Here is a 19,502-nt window from a genome sequence, read left to right as displayed (position 1 = left end):
GAGCTCGCCTTCACCACACCTGCCGCGGAGTACTGGATGCCCCGCTTTCGCGGAGCATGACAGCGAGATTGGTGATCCGGCGCAAGTTCAATCCACCGCCGCGTACACCAGATCCCGCACCAGTGTGCGCGTAAAATCGCGCTGGCCGGGGCCCTGGCTCATGAACACCGTGAACAGGTCTTCTTTCGGATCGATCCAGAAGAACGTCCCGGCAATGCCGCTCCAGAAATACTGGCCGACGCTGCCGGGGAAGGGTGCGATGCCGGCTTGCGTGCGCACGGCGAAGCCGAGACCGAAACCGTGGCCGGGCGAGAGCAGCGTGCCGTTGGTCACGACGTGCGGCCCGAGGTGATCGGACGCCATCAGCTCCAGCGTCTTGCGGCCGATGATCCTGTTGCCGTCGAGTGTGCCGCCATTGCGCAGCATCAGCGCGAAGCGGGCATAGTCCATCGTGGTCGAGACGAGGCCGCCGCCGCCTGACTCCATGATCGGCTGCTCGAGCATGTTGAACAGCGCGACCTTGTCGCCGGTCCAGGGATCGGCTTCGAACGGCTGGGCGAGCCGGCCGACATTGGCCTCAGAGGTGGAGAACCCGGTCTCGGTCATCTGCAGCGGCGCGAGGATGCGCTCGGTGAGGTACGTGCCGAGCGATTTGCCGCTGATGACCTCGATGATGCGGCCGAGGATGTCGGTGGAACGGCTGTAGTTGAACTCGTCGCCGGGGTGGCAGACCAGCGGGAAGCTCGCCACCAGCGCGGCGTGCTCGGCATTGGTGATCTTGCGGCTGCGGACGCGGGACTCCTGGTAGAGCTTGTGCACCGGGCCGTCGCCCTGGTGCTCATACGTCAAACCGGACGTGTGGCGGAGCAGGTCCTGCACCGTCATCGGCCGCTTCGGTGGAACCAGTTCCAGCCTGCCGCCGCTGATCACGCCGACCTTCTGGTCGGCAAATTCCGGGATGAATTTCGCGACGGGATCGCCGAGGAGAAGGTGGCCGTCCTCGACCAGCGCCATGATGCCGACCGACACAATCGGCTTGGTCATCGAGAAGATCCGGAAAATCGAATCAAGCGCCATCGGCGCGGAAGCCGCCGGGCTCTGCTTGCCGAGCGCCTCGAACCAGCCGACCTGGCCGCGGCGGGCCACCAGCACGGTCACGCCGGGGACGGTTCCCTTGTCAATCTCGCGCTTGAAGGCGTCCGACATTGCCTGAAGGCGGCGCCGCGACAGACCCAGCGTTTCCGGCTTGGCCTCGGGAAGAGGCGGGGTTTTCGGCGCGGTCGAGGGGCGAGGGGCGGCTGTCGCGGTCATGTTCACTCCCGGGGGCAATGTTATTGTCGGGAACGAACTCTGGCCCAGAAGGCGCGGCACAAACAAGCGAAGCCAGCGCGCTTCAGCCTTGCAATCCGTCCTTGCAAACCAGCCGTCCCCTGTGCTTGAAAGCGGCCTGATCCGCGGCAACGCAGGGTCCGTAGGAGTGTAGCTCAATTGGTAGAGCACCGGTCTCCAAAACCGGGGGTCGCAGGTTCGAGCCCTGCCACTCCTGCCAGCTAATCCCGACAATCAGGATCGACAGGCAGGACGGCGGTGGGGCCAACGCCTCGGCCGTTGGATCATGGTGACCGGATAAGCCCTTGATCCGCATCGCGTCCGTCAGCCGGGCTCGCGCGCATTCCGGCTCGGTCACACCTTGACCTTTGGCCTCATTCGCAGTAGATATCCGGCACTCGCAGCCGGCCCGTTAAACGCGGATTTCCGGCGCGGCTTTGAAATCCCCCGAACAATCGAGCCCGGTTTTCCGGCTCATCCTTCGAGACAGAGGGCTGGGCCACAGGCGGCTGTTCGGATCCCTGAAATCATTATTGGCGTCTCAAACGATGGCAGTCAGCCCGTTCAAGTTCTTGCAGGAAGTACGCTCGGAGACCGCCAAGGTCACCTGGCCGACCCGTCGTGAGACCACGATCACCACCATCATGGTGTTCGTGATGGTCGCCGTGGCCTCGATCTTCTTCTTCGCCGCCGACCAGATCATCCGCTACCTCATCACCTTCCTTTTGGGCATTCACTGATGGCAACAGCAGCCGCTGCAACCCAATCGACCGACAAGCGCTGGTATATCGTCCACGCCTATTCGAACTTCGAGAAGAAGGTCGCCGAATCGATCCGCGAGCAGGCCAAGCAGCGCGGGCTCGAGGAGCTGTTCGAGCTGGTACTGGTTCCGACCGAGAAGGTCACGGAAGTGCGCCGCGGCCGCAAGATCGACGCCGAGCGCAAGTTCTTCCCGGGCTACGTGCTGGTGAAGATGAAGCTGACCGACGAGGCGTTTCATCTGATCAAGAACACGCCGAAGGTCACGGGCTTCCTCGGCGCCGAGAACAAGCCGATGCCGATCTCGGAGGCCGAGGCCATGCGCATCCTGCACCAGGTGCAGGAGGGTGTGGAACGGCCGAAGGCGTCGGTGTCGTTCGAGATTGGCGAGAACGTGCGCGTGGCCGATGGCCCGTTCGCCTCGTTCTCGGGTGTCGTCGAGGAAATCGACGAGGCGCGCTCGCGCGTGAAGGTCGCGGTGTCGATCTTCGGCCGCGCCACGCCGGTCGAGCTGGAATTCGGTCAGGTCGAGAAGGTCTGATCGGGTCACGCGGGACGCCCTAAGGCGTCACGCAAAGAGAGGCCGTGGGAGGGAGAGGGCGGTCGCCAGCCGCATCCGACCCAGACCACGAACCTGAAACCGCCGGCGTTGCCGGCACAACAGGAGTGATACATGGCAAAGAAAGTGACCGGATACCTGAAGCTCCAGGTCCCGGCCGGTGCGGCGAATCCTTCGCCCCCGATCGGTCCCGCGCTCGGTCAGCGTGGTCTCAACATCATGGAGTTCTGCAAGGCGTTCAACGCCCAGACCCAGAAGGAAGAGAAGAACACCCCGATTCCCGTCGTGATCACGATCTACGCCGATCGTTCGTTCACCTTCGAGATGAAGACCCCCCCGATGTCCTTCTTCCTCAAGCAGGCCGCCAAGATTCAGTCCGGTTCGAAAGCTCCGGGCCGTGACAAGGCCGGCGCGGTGACCAAGGCGCAGGTGCGCGAGATCGCCGAGAAGAAGATGAAGGATCTCAATTGCGACTCGATCGAATCGGCCATGAAGATGGTCGAGGGCTCTGCCCGTTCGATGGGTCTGGAAGTGGCGGGGTAAGCGGCTATGGCAATCGGAAAGCGTTTGAACAAAGCCCGCGAAGGTGTTGACCGCGAAAAGCTTTACCCGCTCGCGGACGCCATCAAGATGGTCAAGGAACGCGCCAAGGCGAAGTTCGACGAGACCATCGAGGTCGCGATCAATCTCGGCGTCGATCCGCGTCACGCCGACCAGATGGTCCGCGGCGTCGTGACCCTGCCGAACGGCACCGGCCGTACGCTCCGCGTCGGCGTGTTCGCCCGTGGCGCCAAGGCTGACGAAGCCAAGGCCGCAGGTGCCGACGTCGTCGGCGCCGAAGACCTGGTCGAGAAGGTGCAGAACGGCTCGATCGATTTCGACCGCTGTATCGCCACCCCCGACATGATGCCGCTGGTCGGCCGTCTCGGTAAGGTGCTCGGCCCGCGCGGCCTGATGCCGAACCCGAAGATCGGCACTGTGACCATGGACGTCACCGGTGCGGTGAAGGGTGCCAAGGGCGGCTCGGTCGAGTTCCGCGTCGAGAAGGCCGGCATCCTGCAGGCCGGCGTCGGCAAGGCCTCGTTCTCCGAGGAAAAGCTGGTCGAGAACATCAAGGCACTCGCCGATGCTGTCTCGAAGGCGAAGCCGGCTGGCTCCAAGGGCACCTACATCCAGCGCGTTGCGGTGTCCTCGACGATGGGCCCGGGCGTGAAGGTCGAGCCGGGTACCATTCTCGGCTGAGGTTTGGAAATTGCATGAGGCGAGGGGCGGAATCGGGCGACCGATTCCGCCCCTTTCCGTTTTCGACGGCGCTCACCGGAAACAACAACAATGGCTGACAAGGTCCTGATCTACTCGCGCTTTCCCAAGACGATGATGGTGCGCTTCGCCGAACGATTCGAGTTGCTCGACACCGGCGGCAAGCCTGCGCGGGAGGTGTTTTCGGCGGAAGAACTCGGCGGCATCCGTGCGGTGTTGACGGCCGGCGGCACGCCGCTCGGCGCCGAGGCGATGGACCTGTTTCCAAAACTCGGCGCGATCGTCTGCTACGGCACCGGCTATGACGGCGTCGACCTGAAGGCGGCTGCCGCGCGCGAGATCGCAGTCGGCCACAGCCCGGGCGCCAATGCTGCATCGGTCGCCGACATCGCGATGACCCTGATGCTGGCGACGACGCGGCGGATCCTGGTGGCCGATCAATATGTTCGCAGCGGTGATTGGGCTGGGTCAAAACAGTCGCCGATGATGCGCCCGCAGGCCGGCATGCCCGGCCGCCGCATCGGCGTCTACGGCATGGGCGAGATCGGCCGCAAGATCGCGGCGCGCTGCGCCGCGTTCGAGAGCGAGGTCGGCTATTTCAGCCGCAGCAAATACGATCTGCCCTATCAATATTTCCCGACGCTCGAGGCGCTCTCCGACTGGTGCAGCGTGCTGATGATCGCGGTCCGGGCAGGGGCCGAGACCCAGCATGTGGTCGACGCCGACATCCTCAAGCGCCTCGGCGCGGACGGCTATGTCGTCAACATCTCCCGCGGCTCGGTCATCGACGAGAAGGCCCTGGTCGCGGCGCTCGTCGACAAGACCATCGCCGGCGCCGGCCTCGACGTCTTCGAGACGGAGCCGCACGCCCCCGACGCCCTGACCGCGCTCCCAAACGTCGTGTTCGCCCCGCATATCGGCGGCCACACCCTCGAATCGCACGTCGCCATGCAGAACTGCGCGCTGGCCAACCTGAGTGCGTTCTTCGCGGGCAAGCCGCTGCCTTATGGGGTCAAATCCTAGCTGGCGCGATCGAAGCGGAATTTGTCCTGGAGTTCTCGTCGGAGCTTGTCATCTTTCACCGTAGCAATGCGGTCGGCGGCGCGTTCGTGAAGCATCCGGGTCGCGGGCGTCAGAGTCGGATAGCTGCCGTACCAGCCGGCAGCCCGCAGGAACTGTTCAAGTCGTGCATCGGGGACGCGATCGAGCTGCTGAGCAAGAAATTCACGCTCCTCGTCATCGCGCAAAGGGTAGACGCGGTCGAACGCCAGCATGCGGTTGACGAAGCCTTCCCTGGAGTCGTCCCGCATCAAGCGAAATCGCTGGTGCTGCTCGTCCACATATTGATCCGATCGGTAAGCGGCCCTGTTGGCGAGCCGAAGCGCGAGCTCATATTGCCAGGTCTTGAGGTCGCTTCGCTCCTCGAAGACGCGCAGAGCCTGATCCGCGATGCCGGGGAATTTCTCGGCATTCCACTGAAACGGCAGCATTACGCTCTTGTATTCGAATCCGATGTCGGGGTCCTGCATGCGCGCGACGATCAGGTTGATGAACTTGCGCTGCCGGTCAGGATCGAGCTTGTACCAGAATTTTTGGATAGCCTCGTAGGCGGTGCTGGAAAGGCTCGACTGTTCAATGAAGGAAGCCATCAGGCTGAGCAAATCGTCATCGACGCCGCCCTTGGCCTGGACTGCCAGGGCGATGTCGAACGCGGCGGTGCGGGTCGGGCCTCTCGATATCTCGACCGCGCGGCGGATCAACTCGGCGGTGCTGACATCGGGCATCTTTGGTGGCGCGGCCCAGTCGATGCCGTAGACGGCGGCCGCGAGGTCCTCGCCGGTGAAGCTGGGTCCCCCGATCCATACCATCTGCGATGGGCCGCCGGAGAATCCCTCCCACAGTGACAGTGTTGGGTCCGGCGCGTTGGGCATTCCGAACAGCGGAGCGTAGCTGAGCACGACGGTCCGACCGGAGTGCCAGGTCGCGGCGACGCGCTCCTCGCCGTTTTGCCGGACATTGAGCGTACCGACGGTGCAGCAGCCGATCATGGGGTAGTAGGGCTTGGGCTTCATGCGAACCACGAGGCCGTCGGGAATGCTGTCGATCGTTGTCGTCTTCAGGCATTCGCCGACGTGCCCGGCGCGTTGCAGGAGGTCCGAATTGCGCAGCTCGTCTGCAGTGCAGTCGTTGGCCGCGGCAAGCACGGTCATTCGGATCGGTCCGATATGACCTTTCTCGTCGTCGGCTGCATGGACGTAGCGGTCGATCAGGCCATTGGCGAGCAGCGAGGCCTGACCGCAGCAGCCCCGGACTCCGCGAGTGACCAGGGTGACGGTTCGGATCGCCTTCAACTCGGCCGGAGTCGTGCGGATGGCGAGGGACGGATCAGTTGTCGCCTCGACCTGTTTGCGGTTCCAGATGGATGCGCCGAACCAGATTGCGAAGAACAGCGGTGGTGCGGCGATCAGGCTAGGATGTTTCCGGATCGCGCCGAACATCATCATTCCGATGACGACGATCATCCAGACGACGTTTAAGCCGCCTATGAGGATGTGCATGAAGAGGGCGAGGACCAGCACCGGAAACGACCCGCTTCCGAGCACCAAATAGACTGTCGTCAGGATCGCCAGGCCGATGATCAGGGTAACGATGTGTCGGACCATTGGTCGATCCCCGTCGATTCGCCGCTGGAAGAGGAGAAGAGGGTAGGCACTTCAACCCTTAGATGAGAGATATTGTCCGATCCGTAACGCGTGTATGCCAATGAGCCGTGGTACGAAGAGTTTTTGCTAACCTTCGGCTGGATCTCCCCTTTCGCACGGGCTCAAGCCCCGTGGGCAACGGATTGGAACTGGTGTGAATTTTGCTCTTGGCAAGCGGGCGGAGAGCGGTTAAAGAACCGCTTCCGGACGCGCCGGCCTTGGCTGGCGCGTCTGTGCACGCATTCCGAAAACCCGACGCGCAGGAGATCATTCCTTTTCAGGACGTCCGCAAGGATTTGCCCGAAAAGGAAGGAAAATCCATCGGTTGGTGGGGTGCGGGCAGAGGTCAGGCGGTTCGCCGGCTGGCCTTGTCCTGTCCAAGACTGCAGGCGCCTGCGGGAAGTTTCGATTTCTCAACGGCTTAATCGCATGGCCTGCATAGACGGGTGAAGACCGGATTTCACTTCGCATCCCACCTTAGGGTGGTCGCGGAAGGAGTTTGGTTCGGACCTCGACACGCCGTGGGCTCTCACCAGCTCCCGGAGGGCAGGCTTTGAATTGTCGTCTCGCCCGGCGCGTGTCCGATGGGTTTTGACCCTGAGGTTCAGGTTTTGGGTGGGACGATGGGTGCAACCCGGCGGTCCCGCTTTCGCGATGACCGCCAACCGGAAAGAGCTTGCTGTGGAACGAGCGGCAAAAAAGGAAGCGGTCGAACAGCTCAATGGGGTCTTCAAGGCCACGAGCGTCGCGGTCGTTGCCCAATATTCCGGCCTGACCGTTGCCCAGATGCAGAAGCTGCGGACGCAGATGAAGCAGGCTGGCGCCTCGGTGAAGGTCTCGAAGAACCGTCTCGCCAAAATTGCTCTTGAAGGCACTGATGTCGTTGCCATCGGCCCCATGCTGAAGGGACCGACCGTGATCGCCACTTCGGACGATCCGGTAGCGGCGCCAAAGGTCGCTATCGAATTCGCCAAGACGAACGAAAAGTTCGTCATCATCGGCGGCTCGATGGGAAAGACCGTCCTGAATGTCGACGGCGTGAAGGCGCTTGCCTCGCTGCCGTCGCTTGACGAACTGCGTGCAAAGATCGTCGGCCTGCTTGTGGCCCCGGCGACCAAGATCGCACAGCTCGCCAACGCGCCCGCGGGCAAGCTCGCGCGCGTCATCCAGGCTCATGCCTCAAAGAGCGAAGCGGCCTGACGCCCTTCGCAAAACTCAAACCCGAACCAGACTTACATTCAAGGAAACTGAACAATGGCTGACTTGCAGAAGATCGTTGACGACCTCTCGAGCCTCACCGTGCTCGAAGCTGCCGAACTCGCGAAGCTCCTCGAAGAAAAGTGGGGCGTGTCCGCCGCTGCGGCAGTGGCCGTTGCCGGTCCCGCCGCCGCTGCCGCCGCTCCGGCGGAAGAGAAGACCGAGTTCACGGTCGTTCTGGCCGCCGCCGGCGAGAAGAAGATCGAGGTCATCAAGGAAGTCCGCGCCATCACCGGCCTGGGCCTGAAGGAAGCAAAGGACCTCGTCGAGGGCGCGCCGAAGCCTGTCAAGGAAGGCGTGAACAAGGACGAGGCCGAGAAGCTCAAGGTCCAGCTCGAGAAGGCTGGCGCGAAGGTCGAGCTCAAGTAAGCGACGCTTACTGGCGGGGTCCCGGGCCAAGGCTCGGGACCTTGGCCCGTCCCTCAAAAGGGTGGGCCTGATGCAAAAGGCGTGCGACGGATCGTCCCGACGCAGGCCGAACACGAAAATGTGTGGGGATTTGAGGGTATACCCCTCGAATCTCCACTATTGTCGCCCCATATCGGGTCGGCAGCACGAAAGCGCGGTGGGCAGGGTGCCGGATTTCCCTGTAAGCCGTTGGGAGAGCACGCTATTTCGGGCTTTTGCAGTCCGTGAAGACGATCGTTGAGACGGGCGGGCGTGCCTATGCGCCCCGCGCGTCGTTTTGCGTTTTGAAGGTCTGAAGAACAGATTCAGGACATGACGGCCTGAAACTGGATTTTCGGTCCCCAAAGCGGGTTCGAAAAATTCAACCCGGGGAGCGGCGGCAGCCGAGTCCTGGACGGCGCGCCCAGAGCGGGCGACGAAATGAGAGGCCACGATGGCGCAGCAGACATTCACCGGTCGCAAACGCGTTCGCAAGTTCTTCGGACACATCAAGGAAGTCGCCGAGATGCCGAACCTCATCGAGGTTCAGAAGGCGTCCTATGACCAGTTCCTGATGGTCGATGAACCCGCGGGCGGTCGCCTTGACGAGGGCCTGCAGGCCGTATTCCGCTCGGTGTTCCCGATCTCGGACTTCTCGGGCACCTCGATGCTGGAGTTCGTCCGCTACGAGTTCGAGCAGCCCAAGTACGACGTCGACGAGTGCCGCCAGCGCGGCATGACCTTCGCGGCTCCCCTCAAGGTGACGCTGCGCCTCATCGTGTTCGATATCGACGAGGAAACCGGTGCGAAGTCGGTCAAGGACATCAAGGAGCAGGACGTCTACATGGGCGACATTCCGCTCATGACGATGAACGGCACCTTTATCGTGAACGGCACCGAGCGCGTCATCGTCTCGCAGATGCACCGTTCGCCGGGCGTGTTCTTCGACCACGACAAGGGCAAGACCCATTCTTCGGGCAAGCTGCTGTTCGCCGCCCGCGTGATCCCGTATCGCGGCTCCTGGCTCGACATCGAGTTCGACGCCAAGGACATCGTCTATGCGCGTATCGACCGTCGCCGCAAGATTCCGGTGACGTCGCTGATGTTCGCCCTCGGCCTCGACGGCGAGGCGATCCTGTCCACGTTCTACAAGAAGATCCTCTACAAGCGGACCAAGGAAGGCTGGCGCGTTCCGTTCGACGCCAACCGTTTCCGCGGTTACTCGACCATCAACGACCTGATCGACGCCGACACCGGCAAGGTCGTGCTCGAGGCCGGCAAGAAGCTCACCGTCCGCGGTGCGCGTCAGATGCAGGAGAAGGGACTGAAGGCGTTGCGCCTGTCGGATGAGGAGCTCGTCGGCAACTACCTCGCCGAGGACCTCGTCAACCCGAAGACGGGTGAGATCCACGCCGAAGCCGGCGAGGAAATCACCGACAAGTCGATGAAGGCCCTCAACGAGCACGGCTACAAGGAACTGCCGCTGCTCGACATCGACCACGTCAATGTCGGCGCCTACATCCGCAACACGCTCTCGGCCGACAAGAACATGACGCGTGAAGACGCGCTGTTCGACATCTACCGCGTGATGCGTCCGGGCGAGCCGCCGACGCTGGATTCGGCGCAGGCGATGTTCCAGTCGCTGTTCTTCGACTCAGAGCGTTACGACCTCTCCGCGGTCGGCCGCGTCAAGATGAACATGCGCCTCGATCTCGATGCGCCCGACACCCAGCGCACGCTGCGCAAGGAAGACATCCTTTCCGTCATCAAGACTCTGGTGGATCTGCGCGACGGCAAGGGCGAGATCGACGACATTGACCATCTCGGCAACCGCCGTGTGCGTTCGGTCGGCGAGCTCATGGAGAACCAGTACCGCATCGGCCTCCTGCGCATGGAGCGCGCGATCAAGGAGCGCATGTCCTCGGTCGACATCGACACGGTCATGCCGCAGGACCTGATCAACGCGAAGCCGGCGGCTGCCGCCGTGCGCGAGTTCTTCGGCTCCTCGCAGCTCTCGCAGTTCATGGACCAGACCAACCCGCTGTCGGAGATCACCCACAAGCGCCGCCTGTCGGCACTTGGACCGGGCGGTCTGACCCGCGAGCGCGCCGGCTTCGAGGTGCGCGACGTGCATCCGACGCATTACGGCCGCATCTGCCCGATCGAGACGCCGGAAGGTCCGAACATCGGTCTGATCAACTCGCTCGCCACCTTCGCGCGCGTGAACAAGTACGGCTTCGTCGAGACGCCTTATCGCAAGGTGAAGGACGGCCGCGTCACCGACGAGGTCGTGTACCTCTCCGCGATGGAAGAGGGCCGCTACACCGTCGCGCAGGCCAACGTGCCGCTCGACCCGAAGGGCCGCTTCACCGAAGACCTCGTGGTCTGCCGTCACGCCGGCGAAGTCTTGCCGGTGACGCCGGACAAGGTCGACTACATGGACGTGTCGCCGAAGCAACTCGTTTCGGTCGCCGCAGCCCTGATCCCGTTCCTCGAGAACGACGACGCCAACCGCGCGCTGATGGGCTCGAACATGCAGCGCCAGGCGGTGCCGCTGGTTCGCGCCGAGGCGCCGTTCGTCGGCACCGGCATGGAAGGCGTGGTTGCGCGTGACTCGGGTGCTGCGATCGCGGCGCGCCGTTCGGGCGTGATCGACCAGATCGACGCGACCCGCGTCGTTATCCGCGCCACCGAAGATCTCGATCCGACCAAGTCGGGCGTCGATATCTACCGGCTGATGAAGTACCAGCGCTCCAACCAGTCGACCTGCATCAACCAGCGTCCGCTGGTGAAGGTGGGCGACATCGTCAAGAAGGGCGACATCATCGCTGACGGTCCGTCGACCGATCTCGGCGAGCTCGCGCTCGGCCGTAACGTGCTCGTCGCGTTCATGCCGTGGAACGGCTACAACTTCGAAGACTCGATCCTGCTCTCCGAGCGGATCGTGAAGGAAGACGTGTTTACCTCAATTCATATCGAAGAATTCGAGGTGATGGCCCGCGACACCAAGCTCGGGCCTGAGGAAATCACCCGCGACATTCCGAACGTTTCGGAAGAAGCGCTGAAGAACCTCGACGAAGCCGGTATCGTCTACATCGGTGCGGAAGTGCGCGCCGGCGACATCCTGGTCGGCAAGATCACCCCGAAGGGCGAGAGCCCGATGACGCCGGAAGAAAAGCTTCTGCGCGCCATCTTCGGTGAAAAGGCCTCCGACGTTCGCGACACCTCGCTGCGCGTTCCTCCGGGCGTGCAGGGCACGATCGTGGAAGTCCGCGTGTTCAACCGTCACGGCGTCGACAAGGACGAGCGTGCGCTGGCGATCGAGCGGGAAGAGATCGAGCGTCTGGCCAAGGACCGCGACGACGAGCAGGCGATCCTGGACCGCAACGTCTACAACCGTCTTGCCGAGCTCCTCGAGGGACGGCAGGGCATTGCGGGCCCGAAGGGCTTCAAGAAGGACACCAAGATCACCCGCGCGGTGCTCGAGGAGTACCCGAAGTCGCAGTGGTGGCTGTTCGCTTCGCCGAACGACAAGCTGATGGCCGAGATCGAGGCCATGCGGAAGCAGTACGACGAGTCGAAGAAGGGGCTTGAACAGCGCTTCCTCGACAAGGTCGAGAAGCTCCAGCGCGGTGACGAATTGCCGCCCGGCGTGATGAAGATGGTCAAGGTCTTCGTCGCGGTGAAGCGCAAGATCCAGCCCGGCGACAAGATGGCCGGCCGCCACGGCAACAAGGGCGTGGTGTCGAAGATCGTGCCGATCGAGGACATGCCGTTCCTCGAGGACGGTACGCATGCCGACATCGTGCTCAATCCGCTCGGCGTGCCTTCGCGCATGAACGTCGGACAGATCCTCGAGACGCATCTCGGCTGGGCCTGCGCCGGCCTCGGCAAGCGTATCGGCCAGACGGTCGATGCCTACCTGTCGAAGCAGGACATCAAGCCGCTGAAGGATACCTTGAAGAAGGTCTACGGCGAGGACGAGACGATCAAGACGCTCAACGACAACGAGCTGCTTGAACTCGGCCATAACCTCAGCCGCGGCGTGCCGATCGCGACGCCGGTGTTCGACGGTGCCAAGGAAGCCGACATCGAGGAGATGCTGAAGCTTGCCGGTCTCGACGCTTCGGGTCAGTCGACCGTCTATGACGGCCGCACCGGCGATGCCTTCGATCGCAAGGTGACGGTGGGCTACATCTACATGCTCAAGCTGCACCATCTCGTCGACGACAAGATCCATGCGCGTTCGATCGGTCCGTACTCGCTCGTTACCCAGCAGCCGCTGGGCGGCAAGGCGCAGTTCGGTGGCCAGCGCTTCGGCGAAATGGAGGTGTGGGCGCTCGAGGCTTACGGCGCGGCCTACACGCTCCAGGAAATGCTGACCGTGAAGTCGGACGACGTCGCCGGCCGTACCAAGGTGTACGAGGCGATCGTGCGTGGCGACGACACCTTCGAGGCCGGTATTCCGGAATCGTTCAACGTGCTGGTCAAGGAAATGCGCTCGCTCGGCCTCAACGTCGACCTGCACAATTCCAAGGTGGGACCGGCGTCGACGTCGGAAGCAGCCGAGTAATACGACCTTTCATGCCCGGCCTTCGCGGCCGGGCATTGGCGCCCCTCCCGATGCCTTGAGGGCAGGGCGCCCCGCTCGAGTGATTTTCGAATTTGCGGCCGGAGGCGACCGGCACGCGAGGAGAAGACGATGAACCAAGAAATTATGAATCTCTTTAACCCGACGACGCCGGCTCAGGTCTTCGACCAGATCCGCATCTCGATCGCGTCCCCGGAGAAGATTCTGTCCTGGTCCTACGGCGAGATCAAGAAGCCGGAGACCATCAACTACCGTACCTTCAAGCCAGAGCGCGACGGCCTGTTCTGCGCGCGCATCTTCGGGCCGATCAAGGATTACGAGTGCTTGTGCGGCAAGTACAAGCGCATGAAGTACAAGGGCATCATCTGCGAGAAGTGCTCGGTCGAGGTCACGCTGTCGCGCGTCCGGCGCGAGCGCATGGGCCATATCGAGCTCGCAGCTCCCGTCGCCCACATCTGGTTCCTGAAGTCGCTGCCGTCGCGCATCGGCCTGCTGCTCGACATGACGCTGAAGGATCTCGAGCGGATCCTCTACTTCGAATATTACGTCGTGCTTGAGCCGGGCCTCACCGCGCTGAAGGACCGTCAGCTGCTGTCGGAAGACGAGTATCTGAAGGCGCAGGACGAGTACGGCCAGGATTCCTTCACCGCCATGATCGGCGCGGAAGCGATCCGCGAGCTGCTCAAGGGCATGGACCTCGAGAAGCTCGAGCTGACCCTGCGCGCGGAGATGCACGAGACCGACTCCGACATCAAGCACAAGAAGCTCGCCAAGCGCCTGAAGATCGTCGAGGCCTTCCGCCACTCCGGCAACAAGCCGGAATGGATGATCCTGACTGTCGTTCCGGTGATCCCGCCGGACCTGCGTCCGCTGGTGCCGCTGGACGGCGGCCGCTTCGCGACCTCGGACCTCAACGACCTCTACCGCCGCGTCATCAACCGCAACAACCGCTTGAAGCGGCTGATGGAGCTGCGCGCGCCCGACATCATCATCCGCAACGAGAAGCGCATGCTTCAGGAAGCGGTCGATGCGCTGTTCGACAACGGCCGCCGCGGCCGCGTCATCACGGGTGCCAACAAGCGCCCGCTGAAGTCGCTCGCCGACATGCTGAAGGGCAAGCAGGGCCGTTTCCGCCAGAACCTGCTCGGCAAGCGCGTCGACTATTCGGGCCGTTCGGTGATCGTGGTCGGTCCCGAGCTGCGCCTGCATCAGTGCGGCCTGCCGAAGAAGATGGCGCTCGAGCTGTTCAAGCCGTTCATCTATTCGCGGCTTGACGCCAAGGGCCTGTCCACCACGGTGAAGCAGGCGAAGAAGCTGGTCGAGAAGGAGCGGCCCGAGGTCTGGGACATCCTGGACGAGGTGATCCGCGAGCATCCGGTGTTGCTCAACCGCGCGCCGACGCTGCATCGCCTGGGCATCCAGGCGTTCGAGCCGGTGCTGATCGAGGGCAAGGCGATCCAGCTTCATCCGCTGGTCTGCTCCGCGTTCAACGCCGACTTCGACGGCGACCAGATGGCCGTGCACGTTCCGCTGTCGCTTGAAGCGCAGCTGGAAGCGCGCGTGCTGATGATGTCGACCAACAACATCCTGCATCCGGCGAACGGCCAGCCGATCATCGTGCCGTCGCAGGACATCGTGCTCGGTCTCTACTACGTCTCGATCATGCGCGAAGGCCTGCCCGGCGAGGGCAAGCTGTTCGGCGACATGGCCGAGCTCGAGCACGCCCTGCACGCGAAGGTCATCCACCTCCACACCAAGATCAAGTATCGGTGGGAAGGCATGGACGAGACCGGCAAGATCTCCAAGCGCTGGATCGAGACCACCGCCGGCCGCGTCATGCTGGGCAATCTGCTGCCGAGGAACCCGCGGATTTCGTACGAGATCATCAACAAGCTGATGACCAAGCGCGAGATCTCGGGCGTCATCGACCAGGTCTACCGTCACTGCGGCCAGAAGGAGACTGTGATCTTCTGCGATCGCATCATGGCGCTCGGCTTCTACAATGCGTTCAAGGCCGGCATCTCGTTCGGCAAGGACGACATGGTCGTGCCGCACTCCAAGTGGAAGATCGTCGACACCACCCGTACGCTGGCGAAGGATTTCGAGCAGCAGTACAACGACGGCCTGATCACGCACGGCGAGAAGTACAACAAGGTCGTCGACGCCTGGTCGAAGGCCACGGAAGAAATCGCCAAGGCGATGATGAAGGAGATCTCCTCCACCAAGAAGACGGCGAGCGGAGCCGATGCCGACATCAACTCGATCTACATGATGGCTCATTCCGGCGCCCGCGGCTCGCCGGCCCAGATGCGCCAGCTCGCCGGCATGCGCGGCCTGATGGCCAAGCCGTCGGGTGAGATCATCGAGACGCCGATCATCTCGAACTTCAAGGAAGGCCTCTCGGTTCTCGAGTACTTCAACTCGACCCACGGCGCCCGTAAGGGCCTCGCGGACACCGCGTTGAAGACCGCGAACTCGGGCTACCTGACCCGTCGTCTGGTCGACGTCGCGCAGGACTGCATCATCACGCAGTCCGATTGCGGCACCAAGCTCGGTATCAAGATGCGCGCCATCGTCGATGCCGGCACCGTGGTCGCTTCGCTCGGTTCGCGCATCCTCGGACGCACGGCCTGCGAAGATATCCGTGACAGCTCCGGCAAGGTGATCATCAAGCGCGATACGCTGATGGAAGAGAGCCATCTGGACGCCATCCAGCAGGGTGGCGTGCAGGAGGTGAAGATCCGCTCCGCGCTGACCTGCGAACTCGTCAACGGCATCTGCGGCAAGTGCTACGGCCGCGACCTCGCCCGCGGCACGCCGGTCAACCACGGTGAAGCGGTCGGCGTCATCGCGGCGCAGTCGATCGGCGAGCCGGGCACCCAGCTCACCATGCGCACCTTCCACATCGGTGGTGCGGCGCAGCTCAACGAGCAGTCGTTCGTCGAAGCCAATTTCGACGGCAAGATCGTGATCAGGAACAAGGCCATCGCCCGCAACAGCGAAGGTCACCTGGTCGCGATGGTGCGCAACATGGTGGTGGCGATCGTCGATGCCGATGGCACCGAGCGTGCGACGCACCGTATCCAGTACGGTGCGCGCCTGCACATCGACGAGGGCGACACGGTCAAGCGTGGCCAGCGTATCGTCGAGTGGGATCCCTACACCCGTCCGCTGCTCACTGAAGTCGAAGGAACCATCGGCTTCGAGGATCTGGTCGAAGGGCAGTCGATCACGGAAACGCTGGACGAGGCCACCGGTATCGCCAAGCGCGTGGTCATCGACTGGCGCTCGACCCGCGGCGGCGCGGACCTGCGTCCGGCCATCGTGGTCAAGGGCAAGGACGGCAAGGTGCTCAAGCTCGCCCGTGGCGGCGATGCCCGCTACATGCTGTCGGTCGACGGCATTCTGTCGGTCGACGTCGGTGCCAAGGTTCAGACGGGCGACATCCTCGCCCGTGTCTCGACCGAAAGCGCCAAGACGCGTGACATCACCGGCGGTCTGCCGCGGGTGGCGGAATTGTTCGAGGCACGGCGTCCGAAGGATGCGGCGATCATCGCCGAAATCGCGGGCACCATCCGGTTCGGGCGCGACTACAAGAACAAGCGTCGCATCTCGATCGAGCCGATGGACAAGACCGACGAGGCACGCGAGTACCTGATCCCGAAGGGCAAGCACATCCACCTTCAGGACGGCGACGTCGTCGAAAAGGGCGACTTCATCGTGGAAGGCAACCCGGCGCCGCATGACATCCTTGCGGTCAAGGGCATCGAGGAGCTCGCGGCCTATCTGGTCAACGAAATCCAGGAAGTCTACCGGCTCCAGGGCGTGCTCATCAACGACAAGCACATCGAGGTGATTGTCCGTCAGATGCTCCAGAAGGTGGAAGTCACCGACCAGGGCGACACGGACATGATCTCCGGCGAGCAGGTCGACAAGATCGAGTTCGACGCGCTGAACGAGAAGGCCAAGGAAGAGGGCAAGAAGATCGCCACGGGGACGCCGGTTCTGCTCGGCATCACCAAGGCGAGCCTCCAGACCCGTTCGTTCTTCTCGGCGGCCTCGTTCCAGGAGACCACCCGCGTCCTCACGGAAGCGGCGGTCAACGGCAAGGTCGATCCGCTCGAAGGCCTCAAGGAGAACGTCATCGTCGGCCGGCTGATCCCGGCGGGCACCGGCGCCTCCATGGCCAAGATCCGCGAAGTCGCCGTGAAGCGCGACAAGATGATCCTGGACGAGCGCGAGAAGCAGGCGGCCGTCGTGTCGCCTGCGCCAGAAGCGGAGCTTCCTGCGCTGCCGCCCGCGGAATGATGGTTCATCCGTAGGAATACCGAGGACAATGAAAGGGCCGGCGAAAGCCGGCCTTTTTGCTGCTTTGTTTGCCTGTTGCGGTGCAGGATCAACCTTTGTTCATCTTTCCTTCAGTCAGAAAAGCGCTTCTGCTAGGGGAGCTTAGACCGGTGGTCCCGTGACGGGGGCAGGGCCGGAGACCACGGAACTGATATGCTTGATCTCGCAATCGTAGGCGGCGGCCCCGGCGGGCTGATGAGCGCCTGGTACCTGAAGCGTAAGCTCGGCGACCTCTGCCGCATCACCATCTATGAAGCCTCCGACCGGCTCGGCGGCAAGATCGTCACGCGCAAATTCGATTCCGCGCCGGCGATGTACGAGGCCGGCGTCGCCGAGATCTACGACTACTCGATGACGGGTCCCGATCCGCTGCGCGAGCTGATCCAGCATTTCGGCCTGCAGACCATTCCGATGGATGCCGAGCAGGTGCAGTTCGGCGGCGAGCTGCTCAATGACGTCGCCGGCATGCGCCGCAAATACGGCGCCAAGACTGCGGCTGCGATCGAGTCGTTTCGCAAGCGCTGTGCCGACGCGATGTCGCCGATCGAATATTACGAGGGCGTCGGCGCGCACGACAACGAGAACCCCTGGGCCTACAAGACCGCCGAGCAGGTGCTCGACGAGGAGGTCGAGGACGAGATCGCAAAGCGCTTCTTCAAGGTGATGGCGCGCTCCGATCTCGCGACCGAAAGCCACAACACCAACGGCCTCAACGCACTCAAGAACTATCTGATGGATGTCGACGGCTATATCGGCCTCTATTCCATCCAGAACGGCAACGAGCAGCTGATCGAATGCCTGCAGTCGGAGGTCAACGCCGACATCCAGCTCAATCACCGCGTGCTTACCGTCGGCAAGGCGACGACCGGCCGCTATCAGCTCAAGATGATGAACGGGAAGGGACCGGAGACGCGCGACTTCGATCTTGTGGTGGTCTGCCTGCCGCATTCCTGGCTCTCCACTGTCGGCTGGGAAGGCGAGCAACTGCGCAAGTCGATGGTCAAGCACGTCTCCTATTTCGACCGTCCCGCGCATTACCTGCGCGTCTCGATCCTGTTCGATTCCCCGTTCTGGGGAGACAAGATTCCCGGCGCCTGGTTCATGTCGGAAGCCTTCGGCGGCTGCTGCGTCTACAATGAAGGCGCGCGCCACGACGTCGGCAAGCACGGCGTCCTGAACTGGCTCATTCCGGGTTCCGATGCGCTGGCGTTCGCCAATCTGTCGGATCAGGAGCTGATCGACGCCGCGCTGAAATCGCTGCCGGCTTCGCTCGGCGATGCGCGTGCTTATTTCATGGAAGGCAAGATCCACCGCTGGCTGTCGTCCGTGAACGCGATCCCGGGCGGTCTGCCCGTGCGCGACGTCATGACCAATCACCGGCCCGAGCCGAAGGATCATCCCGGCATCGTCGTGGTCGGCGATTATCTGTTCGACTCCACGCTGAACGGCCTGCTCGACTCATCGGACGCGGCGACCGACATCATCCTGACCGAGATGATGCGGCTGCGCCGCGAGCATGCCCAGGATAGCAAGCCAGTCTCGGACAAGATCGACCGCGATTATTTCGAGAACTATCGCGGCGTCGGCCCTTATAGCGAAGCGTGGCGGCAGTTCACCGATCCCGACTACCTTGCAGAGCTGATCGGCATCGTCTGGGGCACGGCGAAGGGCGCAAAACTCCTGGTCGCGGGCTCCGCCAGCGGCGAGCTGGTCGGCGCGCTGCGCGAGCGAGGCATCGACGCCTGGGGCATCGAGAACAACCGCGCCATTCATGCCAAGACGCCGAAGGCGCTGAAGAAGTACAACAAGCTGGGATCGATCCGGGACATGCCGTTCAAGGACGGCGCGTTCGACTACGTGTTCGAGACCAGTCTCTGCCACGTTGCCCCGAAGCAGGTGGTCCGCGCGATCCGCGAGTTGAACCGCGTGGTCAAGACCGGCCTCGTGTTCGGCTCGATCACCTCGGACATGGCCTCAGTCGTGATCGACCGCTACGACCTGCTGCGCGGGGTCAAGAAGCTCGGCACCTGGTGGGAATGGTCCGAACTGTTCTTCGGCAACGGCTTCGATCTGTCGATGCACCGCAAGGACTGCACCGACGCGCTCTGGTCGGCGACGCTTGCCGCCAACAAAGGGCCGGGGCAGTGGTATGCCGACGCCGACTCCTTGCGTTATTCCTTCTTCGACAAGGTCGAGGACGAAGACAACGACGACTAGCATCACAGGGCGGATGGATTCGCCAATTGTTTTGCTGAATTCATCCTGATCGCATAGAATCGGTGGCAGTAGCGGCGCTCCGCTATTTCCCTGC

General features: G+C 62.9%; 12 protein-coding genes and 1 tRNA gene. 11 read left to right on the top strand and 2 right to left on the bottom strand.

What is annotated here, in order from left to right; translation table 11 throughout:
* Positions 1–87: 87 nt before the first annotated feature.
* Positions 88–1,311 (bottom strand): serine hydrolase domain-containing protein, encoded by a 1,224-nt coding sequence (locus ABID59_RS14045; RefSeq protein ID WP_354083758.1) that lies wholly within the window; start codon positions 1,309–1,311, stop codon positions 88–90.
* Positions 1,312–1,473: 162 nt separating this feature from the next.
* On the opposite strand from ABID59_RS14045, the gene ABID59_RS14040 reads away from it, so the two are divergent.
* The 6 genes from ABID59_RS14040 (at position 1,474) to ABID59_RS14015 (ending at position 4,930) form a co-directional block, all read left to right on the top strand.
* A tRNA-Trp gene (locus ABID59_RS14040) sits at positions 1,474–1,549 on the top strand.
* A gap of 328 nt (positions 1,550–1,877) precedes the next feature.
* On the top strand, positions 1,878–2,069 hold the full coding sequence (secE, locus tag ABID59_RS14035; RefSeq protein ID WP_007611620.1) for a preprotein translocase subunit SecE: 192 nt from the start codon (positions 1,878–1,880) through the stop codon (positions 2,067–2,069).
* Positions 2,069–2,629: a transcription termination/antitermination protein NusG gene (gene nusG / locus ABID59_RS14030; RefSeq protein ID WP_129268045.1), complete on the top strand. Its 561-nt coding sequence runs from the start codon at positions 2,069–2,071 to the stop codon at positions 2,627–2,629. Before secE ends, nusG begins: the two co-directional genes overlap by 1 nt.
* Before the next feature lie 132 nt (positions 2,630–2,761).
* Complete coding sequence (gene rplK, locus ABID59_RS14025; RefSeq protein ID WP_007602986.1) at positions 2,762–3,190, top strand: 50S ribosomal protein L11; 429 nt, start codon at positions 2,762–2,764, stop codon at positions 3,188–3,190.
* A 6-nt stretch (positions 3,191–3,196) separates the two neighbouring features.
* Positions 3,197–3,889, top strand: a complete 693-nt coding sequence (gene rplA, locus ABID59_RS14020) for a 50S ribosomal protein L1 (RefSeq protein ID WP_014494487.1) — start codon at positions 3,197–3,199, stop codon at positions 3,887–3,889.
* Positions 3,890–3,979: 90 nt separating this feature from the next.
* The gene (locus tag ABID59_RS14015) at positions 3,980–4,930 is read left to right on the top strand and encodes a 2-hydroxyacid dehydrogenase (protein ID WP_354083757.1); all 951 of its coding nucleotides are present in this window, start codon (positions 3,980–3,982) and stop codon (positions 4,928–4,930) included.
* On the opposite strand, the gene ABID59_RS14010 is transcribed toward ABID59_RS14015, so the two are convergent.
* On the bottom strand, positions 4,927–6,570 hold the full coding sequence (locus ABID59_RS14010; RefSeq protein ID WP_354083756.1) for a hypothetical protein: 1,644 nt from the start codon (positions 6,568–6,570) through the stop codon (positions 4,927–4,929). The two genes, ABID59_RS14015 and ABID59_RS14010, sit on opposite strands and share 4 nt — an antisense overlap.
* Before the next feature lie 720 nt (positions 6,571–7,290).
* Between ABID59_RS14010 and rplJ the strand changes: the two genes are divergently transcribed.
* The 5 genes from rplJ (at position 7,291) to ABID59_RS13985 (ending at position 19,408) form a co-directional block, all read left to right on the top strand.
* Positions 7,291–7,809 carry a 50S ribosomal protein L10 gene (gene rplJ, locus ABID59_RS14005; protein WP_148750325.1) on the top strand — a complete coding sequence of 173 codons (519 nt, stop codon included), beginning with the start codon at positions 7,291–7,293 and terminating at the stop codon, positions 7,807–7,809.
* Positions 7,810–7,863: 54 nt separating this feature from the next.
* The gene (rplL, locus tag ABID59_RS14000; protein ID WP_148750326.1) at positions 7,864–8,235 is read left to right on the top strand and encodes a 50S ribosomal protein L7/L12; all 372 of its coding nucleotides are present in this window, start codon (positions 7,864–7,866) and stop codon (positions 8,233–8,235) included.
* Positions 8,236–8,707: 472 nt separating this feature from the next.
* Complete coding sequence (rpoB, locus tag ABID59_RS13995) at positions 8,708–12,826, top strand: DNA-directed RNA polymerase subunit beta (RefSeq protein WP_148750327.1); 4,119 nt, start codon at positions 8,708–8,710, stop codon at positions 12,824–12,826.
* Between the two features lie 129 nt (positions 12,827–12,955).
* Positions 12,956–17,152 (top strand): DNA-directed RNA polymerase subunit beta', encoded by a 4,197-nt coding sequence (rpoC, locus tag ABID59_RS13990; RefSeq protein WP_148750328.1) that lies wholly within the window; start codon positions 12,956–12,958, stop codon positions 17,150–17,152.
* A 192-nt stretch (positions 17,153–17,344) separates the two neighbouring features.
* Entirely contained in the window at positions 17,345–19,408 is a 2,064-nt protein-coding gene (locus tag ABID59_RS13985) for an FAD-dependent oxidoreductase (RefSeq protein ID WP_354083755.1), read from the top strand.
* Positions 19,409–19,502: the final 94 nt, after the last annotated feature.

This window comes from Bradyrhizobium sp. S3.3.6, assembly GCF_040546905.1.
Classification (GTDB): domain Bacteria; phylum Pseudomonadota; class Alphaproteobacteria; order Rhizobiales; family Xanthobacteraceae; genus Bradyrhizobium; species Bradyrhizobium cytisi.
The sequence above is the reverse complement of the archived record's forward strand: the minus strand, read 5'-3'. Positions and strand labels throughout refer to the sequence as shown.

Bases quoted from the DNA above. Each gene is read 5' to 3' on its own strand.
- ABID59_RS14045 (WP_354083758.1), bottom strand. From the start codon at position 1,311: ATGACCGCGACAGCCGCCCCTCGCCCCTCGACCGCGCCGAAAACCCCG.
- secE (WP_007611620.1), top strand. From the start codon at position 1,878: ATGGCAGTCAGCCCGTTCAAGTTCTTGCAGGAAGTACGCTCGGAGACC.
- nusG (WP_129268045.1), top strand. From the start codon at position 2,069: ATGGCAACAGCAGCCGCTGCAACCCAATCGACCGACAAGCGCTGGTAT.
- rplK (WP_007602986.1), top strand. From the start codon at position 2,762: ATGGCAAAGAAAGTGACCGGATACCTGAAGCTCCAGGTCCCGGCCGGT.
- rplA (WP_014494487.1), top strand. From the start codon at position 3,197: ATGGCAATCGGAAAGCGTTTGAACAAAGCCCGCGAAGGTGTTGACCGC.
- ABID59_RS14015 (WP_354083757.1), top strand. From the start codon at position 3,980: ATGGCTGACAAGGTCCTGATCTACTCGCGCTTTCCCAAGACGATGATG.
- ABID59_RS14010 (WP_354083756.1), bottom strand. From the start codon at position 6,570: ATGGTCCGACACATCGTTACCCTGATCATCGGCCTGGCGATCCTGACG.
- rplL (WP_148750326.1), top strand. From the start codon at position 7,864: ATGGCTGACTTGCAGAAGATCGTTGACGACCTCTCGAGCCTCACCGTG.
- rpoB (WP_148750327.1), top strand. From the start codon at position 8,708: ATGGCGCAGCAGACATTCACCGGTCGCAAACGCGTTCGCAAGTTCTTC.
- rpoC (WP_148750328.1), top strand. From the start codon at position 12,956: ATGAACCAAGAAATTATGAATCTCTTTAACCCGACGACGCCGGCTCAG.
- ABID59_RS13985 (WP_354083755.1), top strand. From the start codon at position 17,345: ATGCTTGATCTCGCAATCGTAGGCGGCGGCCCCGGCGGGCTGATGAGC.